Here is an 18,219-nt window from a genome sequence, read left to right as displayed (position 1 = left end):
TCAGTAATCCTCCGGTTGCCCTGTGCTGCGCAGGATTTCGAGAATCTCGGCGTGCACACCGGGCGCGGCGGCCAAAGCCGACCGGGAGGCCGGCGTCCATTGTTCGCCGGCCAGGTCGGTGACGATGCCGCCCGCGGCCCGCACCAACATCACCCCGGCGGCGTGATCCCACACGTGGCTGCCGAAACTTATTGCGCCGCCCAGGATTCCATCGGCCACATAGGCGAGGTCGATGCCGGTGGAGCCGTGCATGCGCAACCGCGACGAGAGGCGGCTGAGGTTCTCCAGCACCGCGACCCGGTACCGGCCCGGGAAGCGGCCCCGGGAGTCGGCGCTGAAGGAGCCGGCGCCGACGAGCGCGTCGGCCAGCTCGGTGCGGGCGAGCCGGGGCTGCGACACACCGTTCTTCATCAGGGGGCCGCCCGCTACGGCGGTGTAACGCTGTCCGGTGAAGGGCAACCAGGTCAGCCCGGCCACCGGCTCGCCATCGCGAAGCAGTCCGAGCAGGATGCCGGCCATCGGCGACCCGGCGGCGTAGTTGAACGTGCCGTCGACCGGGTCGAGAACCCAGACCCAGGGCGACTCGACATCGGCGCCGCCGAATTCCTCGCCGTGCACCTCGATTCCGGTCGCCGCGACCAGGGCATCGACGACCTGACGCTCGATGGCCAGGTCGACTTCGGTGGCGAAGTCGTTGCCCTTCTTGCGGACCGCCGAATCCGCGCGGTGGCCGGCCAGGAACGGCTCGGCGGCATCGTCCAGGATGTCGGCTGCCTGTCGAACCAACGTGTCCAAATCCATTGCGCTACTTCCGCACCGCGTCCAGTGCCTGCGGCAGCGTGAACCGGCCGGCATAAAGGGCTTTGCCCACGATGGCGCCCTCGATCCCGCGGTCGGTCAGCGTCGCGATGGCGCGCAGGTCGTCCAGGCTGGAGACCCCGCCGGAGGCGATCACGGGCGCATCGGTGCGTTCGGCGACCCGGGCCAGCAGGTCGAGGTTGGGCCCGCCCAGGGTGCCGTCCTTGGTGACGTCGGTGACGACGTAGCGCGAACACCCCTGCGCGTTCAGCCGGTCCAGCACCTCCCACAGGTCTCCCCCGTCGGTCTCCCAGCCGCGGCCGCGCAATCGGTGCGCACCATCGACGATTTGAACGTCGAGGCCCACGGCGACCTTCTCGCCGTGCTCGGCGATCGCCCGGGCACACCACTGCGGGTTCTCCAATGCGGCTGTGCCCACATTGACCCGGGCGCAGCCGGTGGCCAGCGCGGCCGCCAGCGAATCGTCGTCGCGGATGCCGCCGGACAGTTCGACCTGCACGTCGAGCTTGCCCACCACTTCAGCAAGCAGTTCGCGGTTGGAGCCACGGCCGAACGCGGCGTCCAGGTCCACCAGATGGATCCACTCGGTGCCGTCGCGCTGCCAGCCCAGTGCCGCGTCCAGGGCCGAGCCGTATTCGGTTTCACTGCCGGCCTTGCCTTGTACCAGGCGCACGGCTCGACCCTCGACCACGTCGACGGCCGGCAACAGGATCAGCGACATGGCTACAGTCCCTCGACCCAGTTGTGCAGGATCGCGGCCCCGGCGTCGCCGCTCTTCTCCGGGTGGAACTGGGTGGCGGACAGCGGCCCGTCCTCCACCGCCGCCAGAAACCGCACCTGATGTGTCGCCCACGTCAACATCGCGTCGGGTGAACCTTCCCACCGCTGCGCGGCGTAGGAGTGTACGAAATAGAACCGGGTGTCGGCGCTGATGCCCCGGAAGAGCACGCTGTCCGGCGCGGCATCGACCACATTCCAGCCCATGTGCGGGATCACCGGCGCATCCAACCGGGTCACCGCGCCGGGCCACTGACCGCATCCGGTGGTCTCCACGCCGAACTCGACGCCGCGCGCGAACAGAATCTGCATGCCCACGCAGACGCCGAGCACCGGATGTCCGGCGGCAACTCGCTCGGCGATGAGTCGCTCTCCGCCGATCTTGCGCAGGCCGGTCATGCAGGCCTCGAAGGCGCCGACGCCGGGCACTACCAACCCGTCGGCGGCCAGTGCCGCCGAGGCGTCAGCGGTGACTTCCACGTCCGCACCGACGCGCTCCAGCGCGCGCTGCGCCGAGCGCAGATTACCGGAGCCGTAGTCCAGCACTACGACGGATTTCGCTGTCACAGCACACCTTTGGTGGACGGAACGCCGGACACGCGCGGGTCGGGTTCGACGGCCTGGCGCAGCGCGCGGGCGACGGCCTTGTACTGCGCCTCGGTGATGTGGTGCGGGTCGCGCCCGTACAGCACCCGCACGTGCAGCGCGATCCGGGCGTTGGCGGCCAGCGACTCGAACACGTGCCGGTTGATGACGGTGTGATAGGGCACCGAGTTTCCCGCGATTGTGGTGTGCTGCAGGTGATCCGGCTCCCCGGTGTGCACACAGTACGGGCGGCCGGATACATCGACGGCGGCATGAGCCAGGGTCTCGTCCATCGGGATGAAGGCGTCACCGAACCGGCGGATGCCCTTCTTGTCGCCGAGTGCCTGCCCCAGTGCGGTGCCCAGCGCGATCGCGGTGTCCTCGATGGTGTGGTGCGCCTCGATCTCCACGTCACCCTTGGTGCGCACCATGAGGTCGAAACTGGCGTGCGAACCCAGCGCCGTGAGCATGTGGTCGTAGAACGGGACCCCGGTGTCGACGTCCACCTCGCCGCTGCCGTCGAGGTCGAGTTCGATGACGATGTCGGATTCGCGGGTGCGGCGCTCGACGCGCGCACGCCGGTTCTGCGTTGTCACGATGCTCCTAAGGTGTGGTCGCGACCCGCTCCGGCGAAGCTGGGGCCGGCTAGATCAGCGGCGGCGATCTGAGCGCTCACTTTCAAGAACGCGTCGTTCTCCTCGGCCAGTCCGATGGTGGCGCGCAGATAGCCAGGGATGCCGACATCGCGGATCAGCACGCCGGCTTCCAGGTAATGCTGCCAGGCGGCCGGCGCATCGGCGAATTCACCGAACAGGACGAAATTGGCGTCGCTGGGCACCACCCGAAAGCCCATGTTGGTCAATGCCGTTGACACCCGTTCCCGTTCCGCGATCAGGGTGGCGACGCTGCCCAGGGTGTCGTCGGCGTGCCGCAGCGCCGCCCGGGCCGCTGCCTGAGTGACCGACGACAGGTGGTATGGCAGCCGAACCAGCAGCATGGCCTCGACCAGGGCCGGGGTGGCGACCAGGTAGCCCAGTCGCCCGCCGGCGAAAGCGAACGCCTTGCTCATGGTGCGGGTGACGACGAGTTTGGCCGGGTATTCCTCGACCAGGGTGATGGCGCTGGGCTGTGACGAGAACTCGCCGTAGGCCTCGTCGACGATCACCATGCCCGGGGCCACGCCGAGCAGCCTGCGCAGGTCGGCTAACGAAACGGTTTGTCCCGAAGGATTATTCGGGCTGGCGACGAAGACCACGTCGGGCCGGCGGTCGATGACGGCGGCGACCGCCTGCTCGATGTCCAGGCCGAAGTCGTCGGCGCGGGCGGCTTCGAGCCATTCGGTGCGCGTGGCGTCGGAGATGATTGGGTGCATGGAATAGGACGGCACGAATCCGATCGCGCTACGGCCCGGCCCGCCGAAGGCCTGCAGCAGCTGCTGCAGTATTTCGTTGGAACCATTTGCGGCCCAGACACTTTCGACGGTGATCGGCGTGCCGGTCTGGGCACTGAGGTAGGCGGCCAGATCGGTGCGCAGCGCCACCGCGTCACGGTCGGGGTACCGGTGCAGGTCGCCGGCCGCGGCACGCACCGAGCGCACCACGTCGTCGATCAACGCCGGGGTGGGCGGGTGCGGGTTCTCGTTGGTGTTCAGCCGCACCGGAACATCCAGTTGCGGCGCACCGTAGGGCGACTTGCCGCGCAGGTCATCCCGCAGCGGCAGGTCGTCAAGGGTAGGTCGAGTCCCCGCTGAATTCATCGCTCGAACCTCCGGCGTACCGCCTCCCCGTGCGACGGCAGGTCTTCGGCCTTGGCCAGCGTGACGACATGACCGGAGACGTCTTTGAGGGCGGCCTCGGTGTACTCGACGACGTGGATGCCGCGCAGGAAGGTCTGCACCGACAGGCCGCTGGAGTGGCGGGCGCTGCCGGCGGTGGGCAGCACGTGGTTGGAGCCGGCGCAGTAGTCGCCGAGGCTCACCGGCGCGTACGGTCCGACGAAAATCGCTCCGGCCGAACGGATCCGGGTCGCCACCTGCGCCGCGTCGGCGGTCTGGATCTCCAGGTGTTCGGCGGCGTAGGCGTTGACCACCTGGACGGCCGCGTCGAGGTCGTCGGTCAGGATGATCTTGGATTGCGGGCCTGACAGTGCGGTGGTCACCCGTTCGCGGTGGACGGTGCTCTGCAGCTGGGCGGCCAGTTCGGTGTCCGTGGCGTCAGCCAACTCGGGACTGGGGGTAACCAGGACGCTGGCGGCCATCTCGTCGTGTTCAGCCTGGCTGATCAGGTCGGCGGCCACGTGTGCGGGGTCGGCGGTGTGGTCGGCGAGGATGGCGATCTCGGTGGGGCCGGCCTCTGCGTCGATGCCCACCCGGGAGCGGCACAGCCGTTTGGCGGCGGTGACGTAGATGTTGCCGGGTCCGGTGATCATGTCGACGGGCACCAGCTCGGCCCCGCCCGTGTCGGTGCCGCCGTAGGCCAGCAACGCCACCGCCTGTGCGCCGCCGACCGCCCAGACTTCGTCGACGCCCAGCAGGCTCGCCGCCGCCAGGATGGTCGGGTGCGGCAGTCCGCCGAAGGCCGCCTGTGGCGGGCTGGCCACCACCAGCGACTCGACGCCGGCCGCCTGCGCCGGCACCACGTTCATCACGACGCTGGACGGGTACACCGCGTTGCCGCCGGGCACATACAGGCCGACCCGTGCGACGGGGACCCAGCGTTCGGTGACGGTGGCGCCGGGGCCGAGGGTGGTCGTGGTGTCCGCGCGGCGCTGGTCGGCGTGCACCGCGCGGGTGCGCTCGATCATCACCTGCAGCGCGTCCCGCACGTCGCCGTCGAGGCCCACCACGGCTGCCTCGAGCGCACTGTCGGGCACCCGGACGGCTGCGGGCCGCACACCGTCGAACTCCTCGCCGTAGTTCAGTGCGGCCACCGCCCCACGCTCGGCCACCGCCTCGACGATGGGCCGCACCCTGGGCAGCACCGCCTCCACGTCGACGCCACCGCGCGGCAGCTCAGCCCGCAATCGCGCAGCCGTCAACTCCACGCCCCGCAAGTCGATACGGGCCAGTGGCGAAGACGGTGTGGTCACGACGACCATTGTCCCAGAGCAGCTCAAGTCGATATTCGACCGGTACAGTGCGCGGGTAAAAGGAGCCAGCCATGTCAGCACGGGATCGACACCCGAACAACGCCCCCGGCGTTCCCATGATCTTTCCGGTGTGGTTCGAGAACATCCAGGTCAAATACCTCAACCCGCTCATCAAACCGATCGCGCGCTTCCTGCCCGGAACCGCGACCATCGAACATCGGGGCCGCAAGTCCGGCAAGCAGTACCAGACCATCGTGACCACCTACCGCAGGGGCGATGTGCTGGCGATCGCACTCGGCCACGGCAAGACCGACTGGGTGAAGAATGTGCTGGCCGCGGGCGAGGCCGACGTCCGCTACGCCCGTCAGAGCGTGCACATCACCAATGCGCGGATCCTGCCGGCCGGCAGCGACGGCCCGGAAGCCGAGGGTCTGCCCAAGATGGCCCGCGCACAACTGCGCCGGATGGCGGTTTTCGTCGGCGATATCGCCTGATCTGCTCCGTTGAGTGTGCGCGTACCGCTTTGAGTGTGCCGCCACCGCGGAAAAATCGCGTTTTCCGCACCCTAGCCGCACACCCGAAACCGGGGCTAGCCCCTGACGAACACGGTCTTCCCGGTCATCTCCGGCCAGGCCGCCGGCGCGTCCTCCCACGGCACCACGCCGTCGACGGCCGGCGACAGGTCGCAGCCGTTGGCTAGCAGCGCCAGAACCTGCGGGATAGCGGCTCGGGCGTTGACCCGCCCGGTAACGAACCGCACGCCACGGGTGTAGAGCGGCAGCAACGCCAACTCGGTCGGCTGGTAGTAGATGCCGGTGTCGGTGCACACGCCGTCCGGCCACGTCGCGCGCAGCGTGGCTGCCAGCAGCGCCGGATCGGCCGAAGTGTTCACCGTGACGGGATAAGGATCCCAGTCCTTGGCCGGCTTCACCCGGTCGTGCACGGTCGCGCCCAGCTTCTCCGCGGCCGAGAGCCGGTGCGCGTCGGTGTCGACGTAGTCGACCTGTGCTCCCAAAGCAGCCGCGACGGCCGCGGCATACAGGCCGATGGACAACCGGCCGACCACCAACACCCGGCGATCGACCGGGTCCAGGCCGGCAAGCTCGTCGGCGAACGGTCCCACCGTTCGCCAGCCGTCGGGAATGTTGTCCGACAACGACGCGATCGCCACAGGATCGACCCCGTCCGGCACCGGGATCAGCATCGCGTCGGCGTAGGGCACCAGCACCAGATCCGACATGAAGCCGCCGCCGTCGAGGCCGGCGATTGGCCCCATCCCGTACATCGCCAGCAATGGCTGCGCGCTGCACGATCCGGTGACACCGCGGCGGCATTCGCGGCAGGTTCCGCAGTTGATCTGAAACGGCACCACGACCCGGTCGCCCACCCGCACACCGGTGACGTCGTCGCCGACCGCGACGACCTCGGCCAGTCCCTCGTGGCCGACGGCGTATCCCGGCGGCAACGGCAACCTGCCGGCGCAGACGGCGACATCGAGGTCGCAGCACGCCACCGCCAGCGGTCGTACCAAAGCCTGCTTTGGTGCCGTGATGACCGGGTCGGCGACGTCCTGCCAGGAGTAGCGGCCGGAGTCTGCGTGCATCAGTTGCCTCATTGCAACATTGTTGAGTGATTAATCAAGTATTGTCAAGGGCATGCCGAGACCCGACCGCAGCCGCGCCGCGCTCATCGACACGGCGGCGACCTTGTTCCGCCGCCAGGGATACGCGGCGACCGGCCTGAGCCAGATCCTCCAGGAGGCCGGCGTCAAGCCCGGCTCGCTGTATCACCACTTCCCGCAGGGCAAGCAGCAGCTCGCCGCGGCGGCGGTCGACACCGCCGGGACGGCCATCGAACAACTCCTGCGCCGGCTGCTGTCCACCGAAACACCGGTCAGCGACATCGTCGATCGGTGGATCGACGTGCTGGCGGCCGGCCTGGCCGGCGATCCCCGCGACGGCTGCCCCGTCGAACCGCTGGCCACCGAGGCGGTGCACGGCAGCCCTGCGGTGCGCGACGCGGCAGCGCGCGCCTTCGCCGGATGGTGCGCGGCGATCACTGACCGGCTGCGCCGCGACGGCTGGTCCGCGCCACGCGCCGAGCAGACCGGCTTGGCGGTGATCGCATTGATCGAGGGAGCACTGATCCTGTCGCGCACCAGCGGAGACACGGCCGCGCTGGACGCGGCGAAGGCCGCCGCGCGGCTGTTACTGACGGTTTAACGTATTGGCGTGACCGACACCGTTGGCGAATTCCTGCGGGTCATCGACCTGACCGGAGTCTTCGGCAACGCCATCCTCGGTGGGCTCGTGGCGCGCGAACTGCACCTGGATCCCATCGGGTTCGCCGCGCTGGCGACGTTGTCGGGCCTGGGCGGCGGCCTGATCCGGGACACCTTGCTGCAACACGGCCCGCCGGTCGCGCTGACCGACTACCTCTACGCGCTAGCCGTCATCGCCGGGGCGATCGTCGCGTTCCTCACGCCTGTGCACGACCGCGCGTGGGCACTGATCTTTCCGGTGGTCGACGCCCTGGCCCTGGGTTGTTGGGCAGCGGCGGGCGCCCAGAAGACGCTGCACGTCGGACTGGGCTGGCTGCCCGCGATCCTGCTGGGCACGATCACCGCGGTGGGCGGGGGTGCGATGCGGGACCTCGCCGTACGACGGACGCCGCAGATCTTCGGGGGCAACACCCTCTATGCCACCTGCGCGGTGGCCGCCAGTGTCGTGGCCGTCGCGTTCGACTATGTGGGGCGGGCATCCGCGGGCATGGTGATCGCCACGTTGGTCGGTGCCGGGTTCGTGCTGCTGGCCCGCTGGCGCGGCTGGCAATTGTGGACGGGGCTGGATTGGGACTACGACATCCAGCGGTCACCGGGCCGGCTGCTGCCGCGCATCGCGGTTCGGGTGAACCGACGGCCGGCGCCGCCTCCGGAGCACTAGCCCGAAGCTACATATCCAGGCCGACGTCGAGCACCCGCACCGAGTGGGTAAGCGCGCCCACTGCGAGGTAGTCCACCCCGGTCGCCGCATAGGTTTTGGCGGTATCCAGGCTGAGCCCGCCCGAAGATTCCAGCAGCACTTCGGGGGCACGCGCGTCGCGGCGTTGCACCGCCATCTGCGTCTGCCACACCGGGAAATTGTCCAGCAGGATCAACTGCGGCTTCTCCGGTAGCACCTCGTCGAGCTGCTCGAGTGTGTCCACCTCGACCTCGCAGGACAGCTCCGGCGCGGCGGACCGTACCGCATGCAGCGCCTGCACCACCGACCCGGCGGCCGCGACGTGGTTGTCCTTGATCAGCGCGGCGTCGCCCAGGCCCAGCCGGTGGTTGACACCGCCGCCCACCCGCACCGCGTACTTCTGCAGCGCGCGCAGGCCCGGCAGGGTCTTTCGGGTGTCGCGGATCTTCGCCTTGGTGCCCTCCACCGCCGCCACCCACGCCGCGGTGGCCGTCGCCACACCTGACAAGTGGCACACCAGGTTGAGCATGGTCCGTTCCGCCGTCAACAGGCCCCGTGTTTCGGCCCGCACCGTCAGCACCGGCTCACCCGCCCCCACCCGCGCGCCGTCCTCCACGCGGTGCAGCACCTGATAGCCGTCGCTGCCGATCACCTCGTCGAGCGCCAGCAGCGCCACGTCCACACCGGCGATCACCCCGGCCTCGCGGGGCACCATCGATGCAGTGGCCACTGCACCAGCTGACACCGTCGCCAGCGTGGTGGCGTCCGGCCCATACCGCAGATCCTCGTCCAGGGCACGCCGAATGGTCGCCAACGCATCAGCCCGCTCGCCGGCGTCCAGCTTCATCAGCCCACCGCCAGCAAAGTCTCCACCTGCACGGTGCCGCCGTCCGCACCGAGCCGCACCAGAGCGCTACGCGCCTGGTCGGTAACGGTCGACGGGTACTCTGCGCGGTGGTGACAACCCCGGCTTTCGGTGCGGGCCAGCGCAGCGGCCGCCACCGTACGGGCAGCCAGCGTCAGCGCCACGTCCTCGGCATCCTGACGGCACGTCACGGTGCGGCCCGGAGCCGCGCGCAGCATGTCGGCCAGCCGGTGCAGCCCGGCGGCGTCGCGCACCACCGAGGCATCCCGGCTCATCGCGTGCTGCAGCTCGCTACGCCGCGGAGCCGCATGAATGACCGGTTCTGGCATCTTCGCGCGCGGACCTCCGGTGGCCACCGCATGCGCGGCCGCTCCCTGTCCGGCGCGGGCGCCCACCACCAGGCCTTCCAGCAGGCTGTTGGAGGCCAGCCGGTTGGCGCCGTGCATTCCGGTGCGCGCCACCTCGCCTGCCGCATACAAGCCCGGCAACTCGGTCCGGCCGGACACGTCGGTGACCACACCACCGCAGCTGTAGTGCGCGCCGGGAACTATCGGAATGGGTCGCCGCACCGGGTCGATGCCGGCCGCCCGGCAGGCGGCGGTGACGGTCGGGAAGCGCGCAGCGAATCCCGCGATGCCCCGCGCGTCGAGATAGGCGCAGGGGTCACCGGTCGCCTTCAGTCGGGCGTCGATAGCGCCCGCGACCACGTCGCGGGGGGCCAGGTCCCCCATCGGGTGCACCCCGGCGGTGATCGAATTGCCTTGACTGTCAACCAGTATCGCGCCCTCACCGCGGATGGCCTCGGTGATCAGCGGGCGCCGGCCCTGGGCGCCCGGGACGAAGAGCATGGTCGGGTGGAACTGGATGAATTCCAGGTCGCTGACTGCCACACCGGCCCACAACGCCAGCGCGATGCCGTCGCCGGTGGACCCGTTCGGGTTGGTGGTCGCGTTGTACAGGTGACCGAGACCGCCGGTGGCCAGGATCACCGACGGCGCGCTGATGACGCCGGTACCGTCCGGGCGGGCCACCAAGACTCCGGTCACCCCGGCGTCATCGTGCAGTATCCGCAGCGCCACATGGCTGCTGCGGATGTCGAGCGTGCGCGCGGCGCGGTCGAGCGTGCGCTGCACCTCGGCGCCGGTGGCGTCGCCTCCGGCGTGCACTACCCGTCTCTTCGAATGGCCGCCCTCGCGGGTCACGTCCCAGGTGCCGGGCACGGCTTCGTCGAATCGCGCGCCGTCACCGACCAATTCGATGACGGCGCGGTAGCCGTCGGCGACGATCGAGTACACCGCCTCGGGGTCGCACAATCCGGCACCGGCCGTCAACGTGTCGCTCACGTGGGCGTCGATGGAATCGTCGTTGTCGGGCAACACCACCGCGATACCGCCCTGGGCATAGTGCGTCGCGGTGACGCCCCGGGTCTGCGCCGCCTTATTCAGGACGACGACCCGAGCGCCGGCGCGGTGAGCGGCCAGCGCGGCGGCCAGTCCCGCGACGCCAATGCCGATGACGACGACGTCGGCGTTGTCGCGCCAGACCGGCCGGGTCGTCATTCGCCACCGCCGGGCTGGCCGATCGCGATCATCCGCTGCACGCTGCGCCGGCCCGCCGCCGCGACGTCGGGATCCACGTGCACCTCGTCGGCGCCATCGAGCAGGCAGCGCAGCAAGGCGGCCGGGGTGATCATCTTCATGTACTTGCAGGAGGCGCGATCGTTGACCGCTTGGAAGTCGACTTCCGGTGCGGCCCTGCGTAACTGGTGCAGCATCCCGACTTCGGTGGCGACCAGCACCTTGCGCGCGCGGGTTTGGTGCGCGGCCTCCAGCATGCCGCCGGTGGACAGGATCTTGACCCGTTCGGCCGGGACGGCACCCTCCCCGGCCAAGTACAAAGCCGAGGTGGCACAACCACATTCGGGATGCACATACAGCTCGGCGTCGGGATTGGCGCGGGCCCGCTCGGCGAGTTCGTCCCCGTTGATCCCGGCGTGCACGTGGCACTCGCCGGCCCAGACATGCAGGTTCTTGCGGCCGGTCACCCGGCGCACATGCGCGCCCAGGAACTGGTCCGGGCAGAACAGCACCTCCCGATCGGGGTCGATCGAGGCGACGACGTCGACGGCGTTCGACGACGTGCAGCAGATGTCGGTGAGCGCCTTGACCTCCGCCGTGGTGTTGACGTAGGAGACGACGACGGCGTCGGGGTGTTCGGCCTTCCAGGCGCGCAGGTCGTCGGGCGTGATCGAGTCGGCCAGCGAGCAGCCGGCCCGCTGGTCCGGGATCAGCACCGTCTTATCCGGGCTGAGGATCTTGGCGGTCTCGGCCATGAAGTGCACGCCGCAGAACACGATGGTGTCCTCCGGCGCCTCGGCGGCGAGCCGCGACAGCGCCAGCGAATCCCCCACGTGGTCGGCGACATCCTGGATCGCCGGTAGCTGGTAGTTGTGTGCCAGCACGGTGGCGCCACGCAGGCGCGCCAGTCGACGGATCTCGGCCGCCCATTGCGCGTCACCCTCCACCCCGGCGAAGCCGGCAGGCGTGGTGATGATGCGGGCCGCCAGCTCATCGCAGGTGGCATCGACCCGCGGCGCCCGGCTCCGCCGCGCTTGCGATCGCCGCTCGGCGAGCGTGTCCATGCGATTCAAGACCGTCATGGGGGCTCCTTTCGCACCCGGGAGGTTTTCGACTTACAATCGAAAACATGGCCTATGGTAGCACCGCCCACGAAGTGCTTGCCGTCGTGTTCCAGGTTCGAATGGTTACCGCGGGGCCCCGCACCGGGAAACCGCAGCTGAACGCGCTGTTATGGCAGCGTGCCCAGGACCCGCAGCGCGGCGCATGGTCGCTGCCCGGCGGCCGGCTGCGCAACGACGAGGACATGACCACCTCGGTCCGCCGGCAACTCGCCGAGAAGGTCGATCTACGGGAGCTGGCCCACCTGGAACAGCTCGCGGTGTTCTCCGATCCGCAGCGGGTGCCGGGTTCGCGGATGATCGCCTCGACGTTCCTGGGTCTGGTGCCCTTCCCCGCCACACCCGTACTGCCTCCGGACACCCGCTGGCATCCGGTCAATGCGCTGCCGCCGATGGCTTTCGACCACGGCCCCATGGTGGCTCACGCCCGCGCCCGCCTGGTAGCCAAGATGTCCTACACGAACATCGGATTCGCGCTGGCACCCAAGGAGTTCGCGCTGTCCACGCTGCGGGACATCTATGGCGCGGCGCTGGGATACCAGGTCGACGCGACGAACCTGCAGCGCGTGCTGGCCCGCCGCAGGGTCATCACCCGGACCGGGACCATCGCCCAGTCCGGCCGCAGCGGCGGGCGCCCCGCAGCGCTGTACCGGTTCACCGACTCGCAGCTGCGGGTGACCGACGAATTTGCCGCACTCAGACCCCCGGGATAGGCCCCACAATGGACTGTGACGAGCGGCACGCGGCGCGGTTTTAGGCGTGTCGAGGGTCTGTACAGTAACTTGTATAAGAGTTGGATAAGGCGAAATAAGATTCTAGTAAGGGCGCTGGCCGCCAGGAGCAGCCGGCGCCGCGTTGTGACCAGCCTGACCCGCAGCCTTGGTCCGGGACCGCGGGCGCGACGAGGACCACGAAAGGGAGCCTTGATGGTGGAGCTTGCCAAGCTGGGAGGCGAAACCGGGGCGGAGTGGATCGGGCGACCCCCGCACGAGGAGTTGCAGCGTAAAGTCCGCCCGCTGCTCCCGGCGGACGACCCCTTCTACCAGCCGCCGGCGGGCTTCGAGCACGCCGCACCCGGCACGGTGCTGCGCTCCCGCGACGTCGAGCTGGCCTTCATGGGCCTGATCCCGCAGTCCACCACGGCCACCCAGTTGCTGTATCGCACGACGGACATGAACGGTAAGCCGGAGGCGACGGTGACGACGGTGCTCCTGCCCAAGGAGGTGGCTCCCGGCAAGACCATGCCCCTGCTGTCGTATCAGTGCGCGATCGACGCCATCTCGTCCCGGTGCTTCCCGTCCTACGCGCTGCGGCGCCGGGCCAAGGCCGTCGGCTCGCTGGCCCAGCTCGAGCTGCTGCTGATCAGCGCCGCCGTCGCCGAAGGATGGGCGGTCTCGGTACCCGACCACGAGGGCCTGCACGGGCTGTGGGGCACCCCGTATGAACCCGGCTACCGGGTGCTGGACGGCCTGCGAGCCGTACGCAGTTCCGAACGGCTCGGCGTGCCCGCATCGGCGCCGATCGGGCTGTGGGGATACTCCGGCGGCGGCTTGGCCAGCGCCTGGGCCGCGGAAATGTGCGGCGACTACGCCCCCGAACTCGACATCGTCGGTGCGGTACTGGGATCACCCGTGGGCAACCTGGGAAACACCTTCAAGCGACTCAACGGCAGCCTGCTCGCCGGGCTACCCGCGATGGTCGTGGCGGCGCTGACGCACGCCTATCCCGACCTGGATGCGGTGATCAAGGAGCACGCCAACGAGGACGGCCTGGCCATGCTCGAGAGCATGGAGCGGATGACGACCGCCGAAGCCGTCATCTCGATGGCCAAGAAGAACATGGCCGACTACCTGGACGAGCCGCTCGAGGACATCCTGGCCACCCCGGCGGTCGCGCATGTCTTCGACAGCACCACCCTGGGTGTCGCGGTGCCGACACCGCCGGTGCTGATCGTGCAGGCCGTGCACGACTACCTCATCGGCGTCGACGACATCGACGCTCTGGCGGATTCGTATTCAGCCGGCGGCGCCGACGTCACCTATCACCGGGACGCGTTCAACGAGCACATGCTGCTGCACCCGCTGTCGTCGCCGATGGCGCTGCGCTGGCTCATCGACCGGTTTGCCGGTCGGCCGCTGACCGACAACCTCATCCGCACCACCTGGCCGACCATGTTCAACCCGATGACCTACATCGGAATGGCACGCCTGGTCAGGATCGCGGCCAAGGTGATCACCGGCCGGACGATCCACCGGCGCCCGCTCTAAGGATCGATCGCCGGCCCGGCCGGGACGGCGGGCGCCGCCGGTTGCGGGCTGACGGGCGGGTAGCCACCCAGGTCGTCGCGCACCGTTCCGGTGGCCGCCAGGGCATAGATGAGTGCCGCGGTGGCGGTCGGTGAGAGCAGCATCGCGGCGATCTGCAGCGGCAGGTGACCGAAGAACACCGGCGGCGCCTCCGTGACATAGGTCACGTTGTGGTCGCCGGAGGCGAGCGCCACCGTGTCGAAATTCAGCGCGCCGTAGCGCAGCAGCACGAGTAGCGCTCCCACCCCGGCGGCTGTCGCCGCGGCACCGATCAGCCCGACCGTCAGCGCGGCGACCATCTGCGGCCCCCGGTGATCGCGCCATTGCCACGCCGCCACCGCGGCCACTACCGCCACCACGCCCAGCAGACCGAGCAACAGGAACGGCGCCACGAAGAAGTTCTGCGATTCGCTACCGAGATAGTCGTGCACCCGCTCACCTTTGCGGCTCACCGCCACGACGGCGTGAATCGGCGGGGCGATCCACGCCCACAGTCCACCGACCAGGACTCCGATGGCGGTGAGTGCGATGACGACGGTCAGCGACGCACGGTTTCGGGAGGTCCGCGGGCGCCGGTCGACGGGCCCCGGCATCTCGGTGACCTCAGTCATGTCGGGTCATTTCTGCGCCTCCAGATCGGCCGAATCGACCTGTCCATGCCGGGAGCACCGCGCCCACCAGCCGTCGGGACGGACCTGCACGGTCATCCGGCGTCCGCATTCGGCGCAGAACCGGGGCGGCTCCAGACCTAACTGAGCCGCGGTCGGCATGGCCGTACCCGCCGGCTCGCCGGTATAGACGTTGTAGACGCCGGCTCCCACCGGAGCGCCCAGTTGTCCCGCCACGCTTCTCTTTCTACAAGCTCGCGTTGAGCGCCTTGAGCGGCATCTGCAGGTCCTCGAGCAGCGCCAGGTCGGCTTCGGCGGGCCGGCCGAGGGTGGTCAGGTAGTTGCCCACGATGACGGCGTTGATCCCACCCAGAATTCCCTGCTTGGCGCCGAGGTCACCGAGGGTGATCTCGCGGCCGCCCGCGAACCGCAGCATGGTCCGGGGCAGCGCCAAACGGAACGCGGCGACCGCTTTCAGGGCTTCGGCGGCCGGCAGCACCTCCAGGTCGCCGAACGGCGTGCCGGGCCGGGGGTTCAGGAAGTTCAGTGGCACCTCGTGCGGGTCCAGTTCGGCCAACTCCGCAGCGAATTCAGCGCGTTGCTCCAGCGTCTCGCCCATGCCCAGAATCCCGCCGCAACACACCTCCATCCCGGCTTCGCGCACCATCGACAACGTTTGCCAGCGTTCTTCCCAGGTGTGGGTGGTGACCACGTTGGTGAAGAACGAGCGCGCCGTCTCGAGGTTGTGGTTGTAGCGGTGCACGCCCATCGCCGCCAACCGCTCCACCTGTTCGGCGTTCAACATTCCCAGCGAGCAGGCGATGTGGATCTCGACCTCGTTGCGGATCGCTTCGATGCCCGCGGCCACCTGGGCCAGCAGCCGCTCGTCGGGCCCGCGGACCGCGGCCACGATGCAGAACTCGGTCGCTCCGGACTTGGCCGTCTGCTTGGCCGCCTCCACCAAGCTGGGCACATCGAGCCAGGCGCTACGCACCGGTGACTGGAACAAGCCCGACTGCGAGCAGAAGTGGCAATCCTCGGGGCAGCCGCCGGTCTTGAGGCTGATGATGCCTTCGACTTCCACCTCGGGTCCGCACCAGCGCATCCGAACCTCGTGGGCCAGTGCGAGCAGTTCTTCGAGCCGTTCGTCGGGAAGCTGCAGAACCTGCAGCACCTGGCCTCTGCTCAGGCCCTGTCCACCCTCGAGCACCTGCGCGCGGGCCTGCGCGAGAATGTCGTCTTCGGTGCCATCCAGGCCGGCGTCACGTGTCGGTCGAGTTGGCGCTTGAGTCACCGGGTACTCCCCTGCTTGTTGATCGCGTCCGAGCATGTCCGGACCGCGCTGCGTTCCACGGGCCGCGTCGTTGTGGCGGCCCGACCGGAAAAGTGTTCAGGTTAGGGTAACGGGCGCCGGGTCGACGGATGCCGTGCGGTTGCCGGATATGTCGTCCCGCGGGAGGGTAGAGGACCACCATGAGCAATCCGCCCGTCACCTATCTGGCCGACCACGGGATCTGGCTGGCCATACCGGCGTTTCTGCCCGCGATCATCGTCGTCGGAGTTGTTTTGTACATCGCGATGAGAAACCGGCGAAGCTCCGGCGAAAAGCAGGATTGACCGGGCGCGCAACTGGGCACTATACGTTCGTCCTAGTGAGCCGTGCGCAAACGGGAGGCGATCGCGGTGGAGTTGACAGTAGTTGCGGAGGAACCGGCGGCACGCGGGGCCGAATTGAGCCAGGTGATAGGGCTGTCGGTCGCTGCGCTGATCATCACGTTGATCATGCTGGCCATCGGCTGGGCACACCGCACCCGTCGAATCACCTGGCTGGGGCGTTTCGCCGATTGGCTCGGAGTCAAATTCAAGCGCCCGTCCTGGGTGGCGTTGCCGGTGCTCGTCTACACGACCTCAATCATCTGTGCGCTGTTCGGATTCATCTGGGACGTCAGCTGGCATATCGGTGAAGGCCGCGATCCCGGTCCGCTGGCAAATCCTGCGCACTACTTCATCATCATCGGCCTGTTCGGCATCTTCCTGGGCGGCATGATCGCGATCGTGTTGCCATTCGACGAGCCGGGTCCCGCGCCGGTACGCATCACCGACAACTGGCACGCGCCCGTCGGCGGCGTGCTGATGGCGGGCTGCGGAACCTATGCGCTGTTCGGGTTCCCGCTCGACGACGTCTGGCACCGCATCTTCGGTCAGGACGTCACCCTGTGGGGTCCGACGCACCTGATGATGATCGGCGGCGCCGGGCTCTCGCTGTTCGCGGTGCTCATGCTCGAGTACGAGGGCGGACACGCTTTGCCGGATGCGCCACCGGAACGCCCGTTCGTCAAATTCCTGCGGTATCTGTCCTGCGGGGGCCTGCTGATCGGCTTGTCGGTCTATCAGATCGAATACGACTTCGGCGTGCAACAGTTCCGCCTGGCATTCCACCCGATGATGATCGCCGGCGTAGCGGCGCTGGCTCTGGTGGTGGCACGCATGACGCTGGGGAAGGGTGCGGCGATCATCGCGGCCCTGGTCGCCATCGCGTTGCGCGGCACGGTCGCGTTGATCGTCGGTCCCATCCTCGGGGCGCCGCTGAACTGGTTCCCGCTCTACCTAGGGCCCGCGCTGGTGGTCGAGGCGCTCGCGCTGACGCCCCTGTTCAAGCGCCCGATCGCCTATGGCGCGGTCACCGGACTGCTGGTGGGCACTGTTGGCCTCTGGCTGGAGTCGCTGTGGATCGGGGCGGTGTACCACTACCCCTGGCCGACCAGCATGTGGGGTGAGGCACTCGCCATGGCGGTACCGGTGGCCGTCCTGATGGGGATCTGCGGGGCACTGACCGGAATGGTGCTCACCGGACAACGCCTGCCGCGTCGCGCGATCGGCATTTCCGTCGTGGCGGCGACCGTCGTGGTGATCGGCGCTGCGGTGGCCAACGGTCTGCACATCATCATCCCGAGCCAGAACACGGCAACCATCAAGTTGACCGAGTTGCCCAGTGATCCCGGCAAGCGGATGGTGTCCGCCGATGTCCAGATCAACCCGCCTGACCTGATCAACGACGACCCGGACTGGGTGTCGATCACGTCCTGGCAGGGCAAGATGGAGAACAACCGCGGTCTGCTCATCGACCGGCTCGAGCGCGTCGGCCCGGGGCACTACCGCAGCACCGAACCCATCCCCGTCTGGGGCTCATGGAAGACGCTGCTGCGCGTGCAGGACGGCTACACCATGACCGCCGTCCCGATATACGAACCGGCCGACGCGGCCATTCCGGCCCCCGAGGTTCCGGCCCAGCCGGTGATCACCCGCCCGTTCGTCCTGGAGAACACCATCCTGCAGCGGGAACGTGACCCGAATGCGCCGGAGTGGCTGTTCACCACGGGCTCGATTCTGGTCCTCATCTTCACGCTGATGGTGATCGCCGCCCTGACCTGGGGCGCCGGCCGGATCAACGGCGAGATGACCAAACCCAAACGAGCGCAGGAGGAACAGCACCCCCTCCCCCGGGCCGCCTGAA

At 68.8% G+C, this 18,219-nt stretch carries 20 protein-coding genes; 7 read left to right on the top strand and 13 right to left on the bottom strand.

The window, feature by feature from the left end; all coding sequences use genetic code 11:
- From AC5Y7D_RS21095 to hisD, 6 genes are read right to left on the bottom strand one after another with little or no spacing between them, the layout of a single operon-like run.
- Positions 1–801, bottom strand: coding sequence for an inositol monophosphatase family protein (locus AC5Y7D_RS21095; protein WP_499927374.1), 801 nt, complete (start codon positions 799–801; stop codon positions 1–3).
- Positions 802–805: 4 nt separating this feature from the next.
- Positions 806–1,540 carry a bifunctional 1-(5-phosphoribosyl)-5-((5-phosphoribosylamino)methylideneamino)imidazole-4-carboxamide isomerase/phosphoribosylanthranilate isomerase PriA gene (priA, locus tag AC5Y7D_RS21090; RefSeq protein ID WP_499927373.1) on the bottom strand — a complete coding sequence of 245 codons (735 nt, stop codon included), beginning with the start codon at positions 1,538–1,540 and terminating at the stop codon, positions 806–808.
- A gap of 2 nt (positions 1,541–1,542) precedes the next feature.
- Complete coding sequence (gene hisH / locus AC5Y7D_RS21085) at positions 1,543–2,163, bottom strand: imidazole glycerol phosphate synthase subunit HisH (protein WP_499927371.1); 621 nt, start codon at positions 2,161–2,163, stop codon at positions 1,543–1,545.
- The gene (gene hisB / locus AC5Y7D_RS21080) at positions 2,160–2,780 is read right to left on the bottom strand and encodes an imidazoleglycerol-phosphate dehydratase HisB (protein WP_499927481.1); all 621 of its coding nucleotides are present in this window, start codon (positions 2,778–2,780) and stop codon (positions 2,160–2,162) included. Before hisB ends, hisH begins: the two co-directional genes overlap by 4 nt.
- Positions 2,774–3,937 carry a histidinol-phosphate transaminase gene (locus AC5Y7D_RS21075; protein WP_499927369.1) on the bottom strand — a complete coding sequence of 388 codons (1,164 nt, stop codon included), beginning with the start codon at positions 3,935–3,937 and terminating at the stop codon, positions 2,774–2,776. The genes hisB and AC5Y7D_RS21075 overlap by 7 nt, the downstream gene beginning before the upstream one ends.
- Positions 3,934–5,277 carry a histidinol dehydrogenase gene (gene hisD / locus AC5Y7D_RS21070; RefSeq protein ID WP_499927367.1) on the bottom strand — a complete coding sequence of 448 codons (1,344 nt, stop codon included), beginning with the start codon at positions 5,275–5,277 and terminating at the stop codon, positions 3,934–3,936. Before hisD ends, AC5Y7D_RS21075 begins: the two co-directional genes overlap by 4 nt.
- Before the next feature lie 62 nt (positions 5,278–5,339).
- On the opposite strand from hisD, the gene AC5Y7D_RS21065 reads away from it, so the two are divergent.
- Complete coding sequence (locus AC5Y7D_RS21065; RefSeq protein ID WP_499927365.1) at positions 5,340–5,762, top strand: nitroreductase family deazaflavin-dependent oxidoreductase; 423 nt, start codon at positions 5,340–5,342, stop codon at positions 5,760–5,762.
- A 95-nt stretch (positions 5,763–5,857) separates the two neighbouring features.
- On the opposite strand, the gene AC5Y7D_RS21060 is transcribed toward AC5Y7D_RS21065, so the two are convergent.
- On the bottom strand, positions 5,858–6,883 hold the full coding sequence (locus tag AC5Y7D_RS21060; RefSeq protein ID WP_499927363.1) for an alcohol dehydrogenase catalytic domain-containing protein: 1,026 nt from the start codon (positions 6,881–6,883) through the stop codon (positions 5,858–5,860).
- A 40-nt stretch (positions 6,884–6,923) separates the two neighbouring features.
- Between AC5Y7D_RS21060 and AC5Y7D_RS21055 the strand changes: the two genes are divergently transcribed.
- The gene (locus AC5Y7D_RS21055) at positions 6,924–7,490 is read left to right on the top strand and encodes a TetR/AcrR family transcriptional regulator (protein ID WP_499927361.1); all 567 of its coding nucleotides are present in this window, start codon (positions 6,924–6,926) and stop codon (positions 7,488–7,490) included.
- Positions 7,491–7,499: 9 nt separating this feature from the next.
- The gene (locus AC5Y7D_RS21050; RefSeq protein WP_499927359.1) at positions 7,500–8,210 is read left to right on the top strand and encodes a trimeric intracellular cation channel family protein; all 711 of its coding nucleotides are present in this window, start codon (positions 7,500–7,502) and stop codon (positions 8,208–8,210) included.
- Positions 8,211–8,217: 7 nt separating this feature from the next.
- On the opposite strand, the gene nadC is transcribed toward AC5Y7D_RS21050, so the two are convergent.
- From nadC to nadA, 3 genes are read right to left on the bottom strand one after another with little or no spacing between them, the layout of a single operon-like run.
- Positions 8,218–9,075 carry a carboxylating nicotinate-nucleotide diphosphorylase gene (nadC, locus tag AC5Y7D_RS21045; RefSeq protein ID WP_499927357.1) on the bottom strand — a complete coding sequence of 286 codons (858 nt, stop codon included), beginning with the start codon at positions 9,073–9,075 and terminating at the stop codon, positions 8,218–8,220.
- Positions 9,075–10,652, bottom strand: a complete 1,578-nt coding sequence (locus tag AC5Y7D_RS21040) for an L-aspartate oxidase (protein WP_499927356.1) — start codon at positions 10,650–10,652, stop codon at positions 9,075–9,077. Before AC5Y7D_RS21040 ends, nadC begins: the two co-directional genes overlap by 1 nt.
- Entirely contained in the window at positions 10,649–11,752 is a 1,104-nt protein-coding gene (gene nadA, locus AC5Y7D_RS21035) for a quinolinate synthase NadA (RefSeq protein WP_499927354.1), read from the bottom strand. The genes AC5Y7D_RS21040 and nadA overlap by 4 nt, the downstream gene beginning before the upstream one ends.
- A 47-nt stretch (positions 11,753–11,799) precedes the next feature.
- Between nadA and AC5Y7D_RS21030 the strand changes: the two genes are divergently transcribed.
- On the top strand, positions 11,800–12,504 hold the full coding sequence (locus AC5Y7D_RS21030) for an NUDIX hydrolase (RefSeq protein WP_499927353.1): 705 nt from the start codon (positions 11,800–11,802) through the stop codon (positions 12,502–12,504).
- 213 nt (positions 12,505–12,717) lie between these two features.
- Positions 12,718–14,058 carry a lipase family protein gene (locus AC5Y7D_RS21025; RefSeq protein ID WP_499927351.1) on the top strand — a complete coding sequence of 447 codons (1,341 nt, stop codon included), beginning with the start codon at positions 12,718–12,720 and terminating at the stop codon, positions 14,056–14,058.
- On the opposite strand, the gene AC5Y7D_RS21020 is transcribed toward AC5Y7D_RS21025, so the two are convergent.
- The 3 genes from AC5Y7D_RS21020 to bioB are packed head-to-tail and all read right to left on the bottom strand — an operon-like array spanning position 14,055 to position 15,999.
- Positions 14,055–14,708, bottom strand: coding sequence for a DUF2567 domain-containing protein (locus AC5Y7D_RS21020; RefSeq protein ID WP_499927349.1), 654 nt, complete (start codon positions 14,706–14,708; stop codon positions 14,055–14,057). The two genes, AC5Y7D_RS21025 and AC5Y7D_RS21020, sit on opposite strands and share 4 nt — an antisense overlap.
- A 6-nt stretch (positions 14,709–14,714) precedes the next feature.
- Positions 14,715–14,942, bottom strand: coding sequence for a biotin synthase auxiliary protein BsaP (gene bsaP / locus AC5Y7D_RS21015; protein WP_499927347.1), 228 nt, complete (start codon positions 14,940–14,942; stop codon positions 14,715–14,717).
- 10 nt (positions 14,943–14,952) lie between these two features.
- Positions 14,953–15,999, bottom strand: a complete 1,047-nt coding sequence (bioB, locus tag AC5Y7D_RS21010) for a biotin synthase BioB (protein WP_499927345.1) — start codon at positions 15,997–15,999, stop codon at positions 14,953–14,955.
- A 179-nt stretch (positions 16,000–16,178) separates the two neighbouring features.
- On the opposite strand from bioB, the gene AC5Y7D_RS21005 reads away from it, so the two are divergent.
- Both AC5Y7D_RS21005 and AC5Y7D_RS21000 read left to right on the top strand, forming a co-directional pair.
- Entirely contained in the window at positions 16,179–16,322 is a 144-nt protein-coding gene (locus AC5Y7D_RS21005) for a hypothetical protein (protein ID WP_499927343.1), read from the top strand.
- Between the two features lie 114 nt (positions 16,323–16,436).
- On the top strand, positions 16,437–18,218 hold the full coding sequence (locus AC5Y7D_RS21000; protein WP_499927480.1) for a hypothetical protein: 1,782 nt from the start codon (positions 16,437–16,439) through the stop codon (positions 18,216–18,218).
- The last annotated feature ends 1 nt before the right edge of the window (position 18,219 follow it).

Source organism: Mycobacterium sp. NGS49 (genome assembly GCF_059812565.1).
The sequence above is the reverse complement of the archived record's forward strand: the minus strand, read 5'-3'. Positions and strand labels throughout refer to the sequence as shown.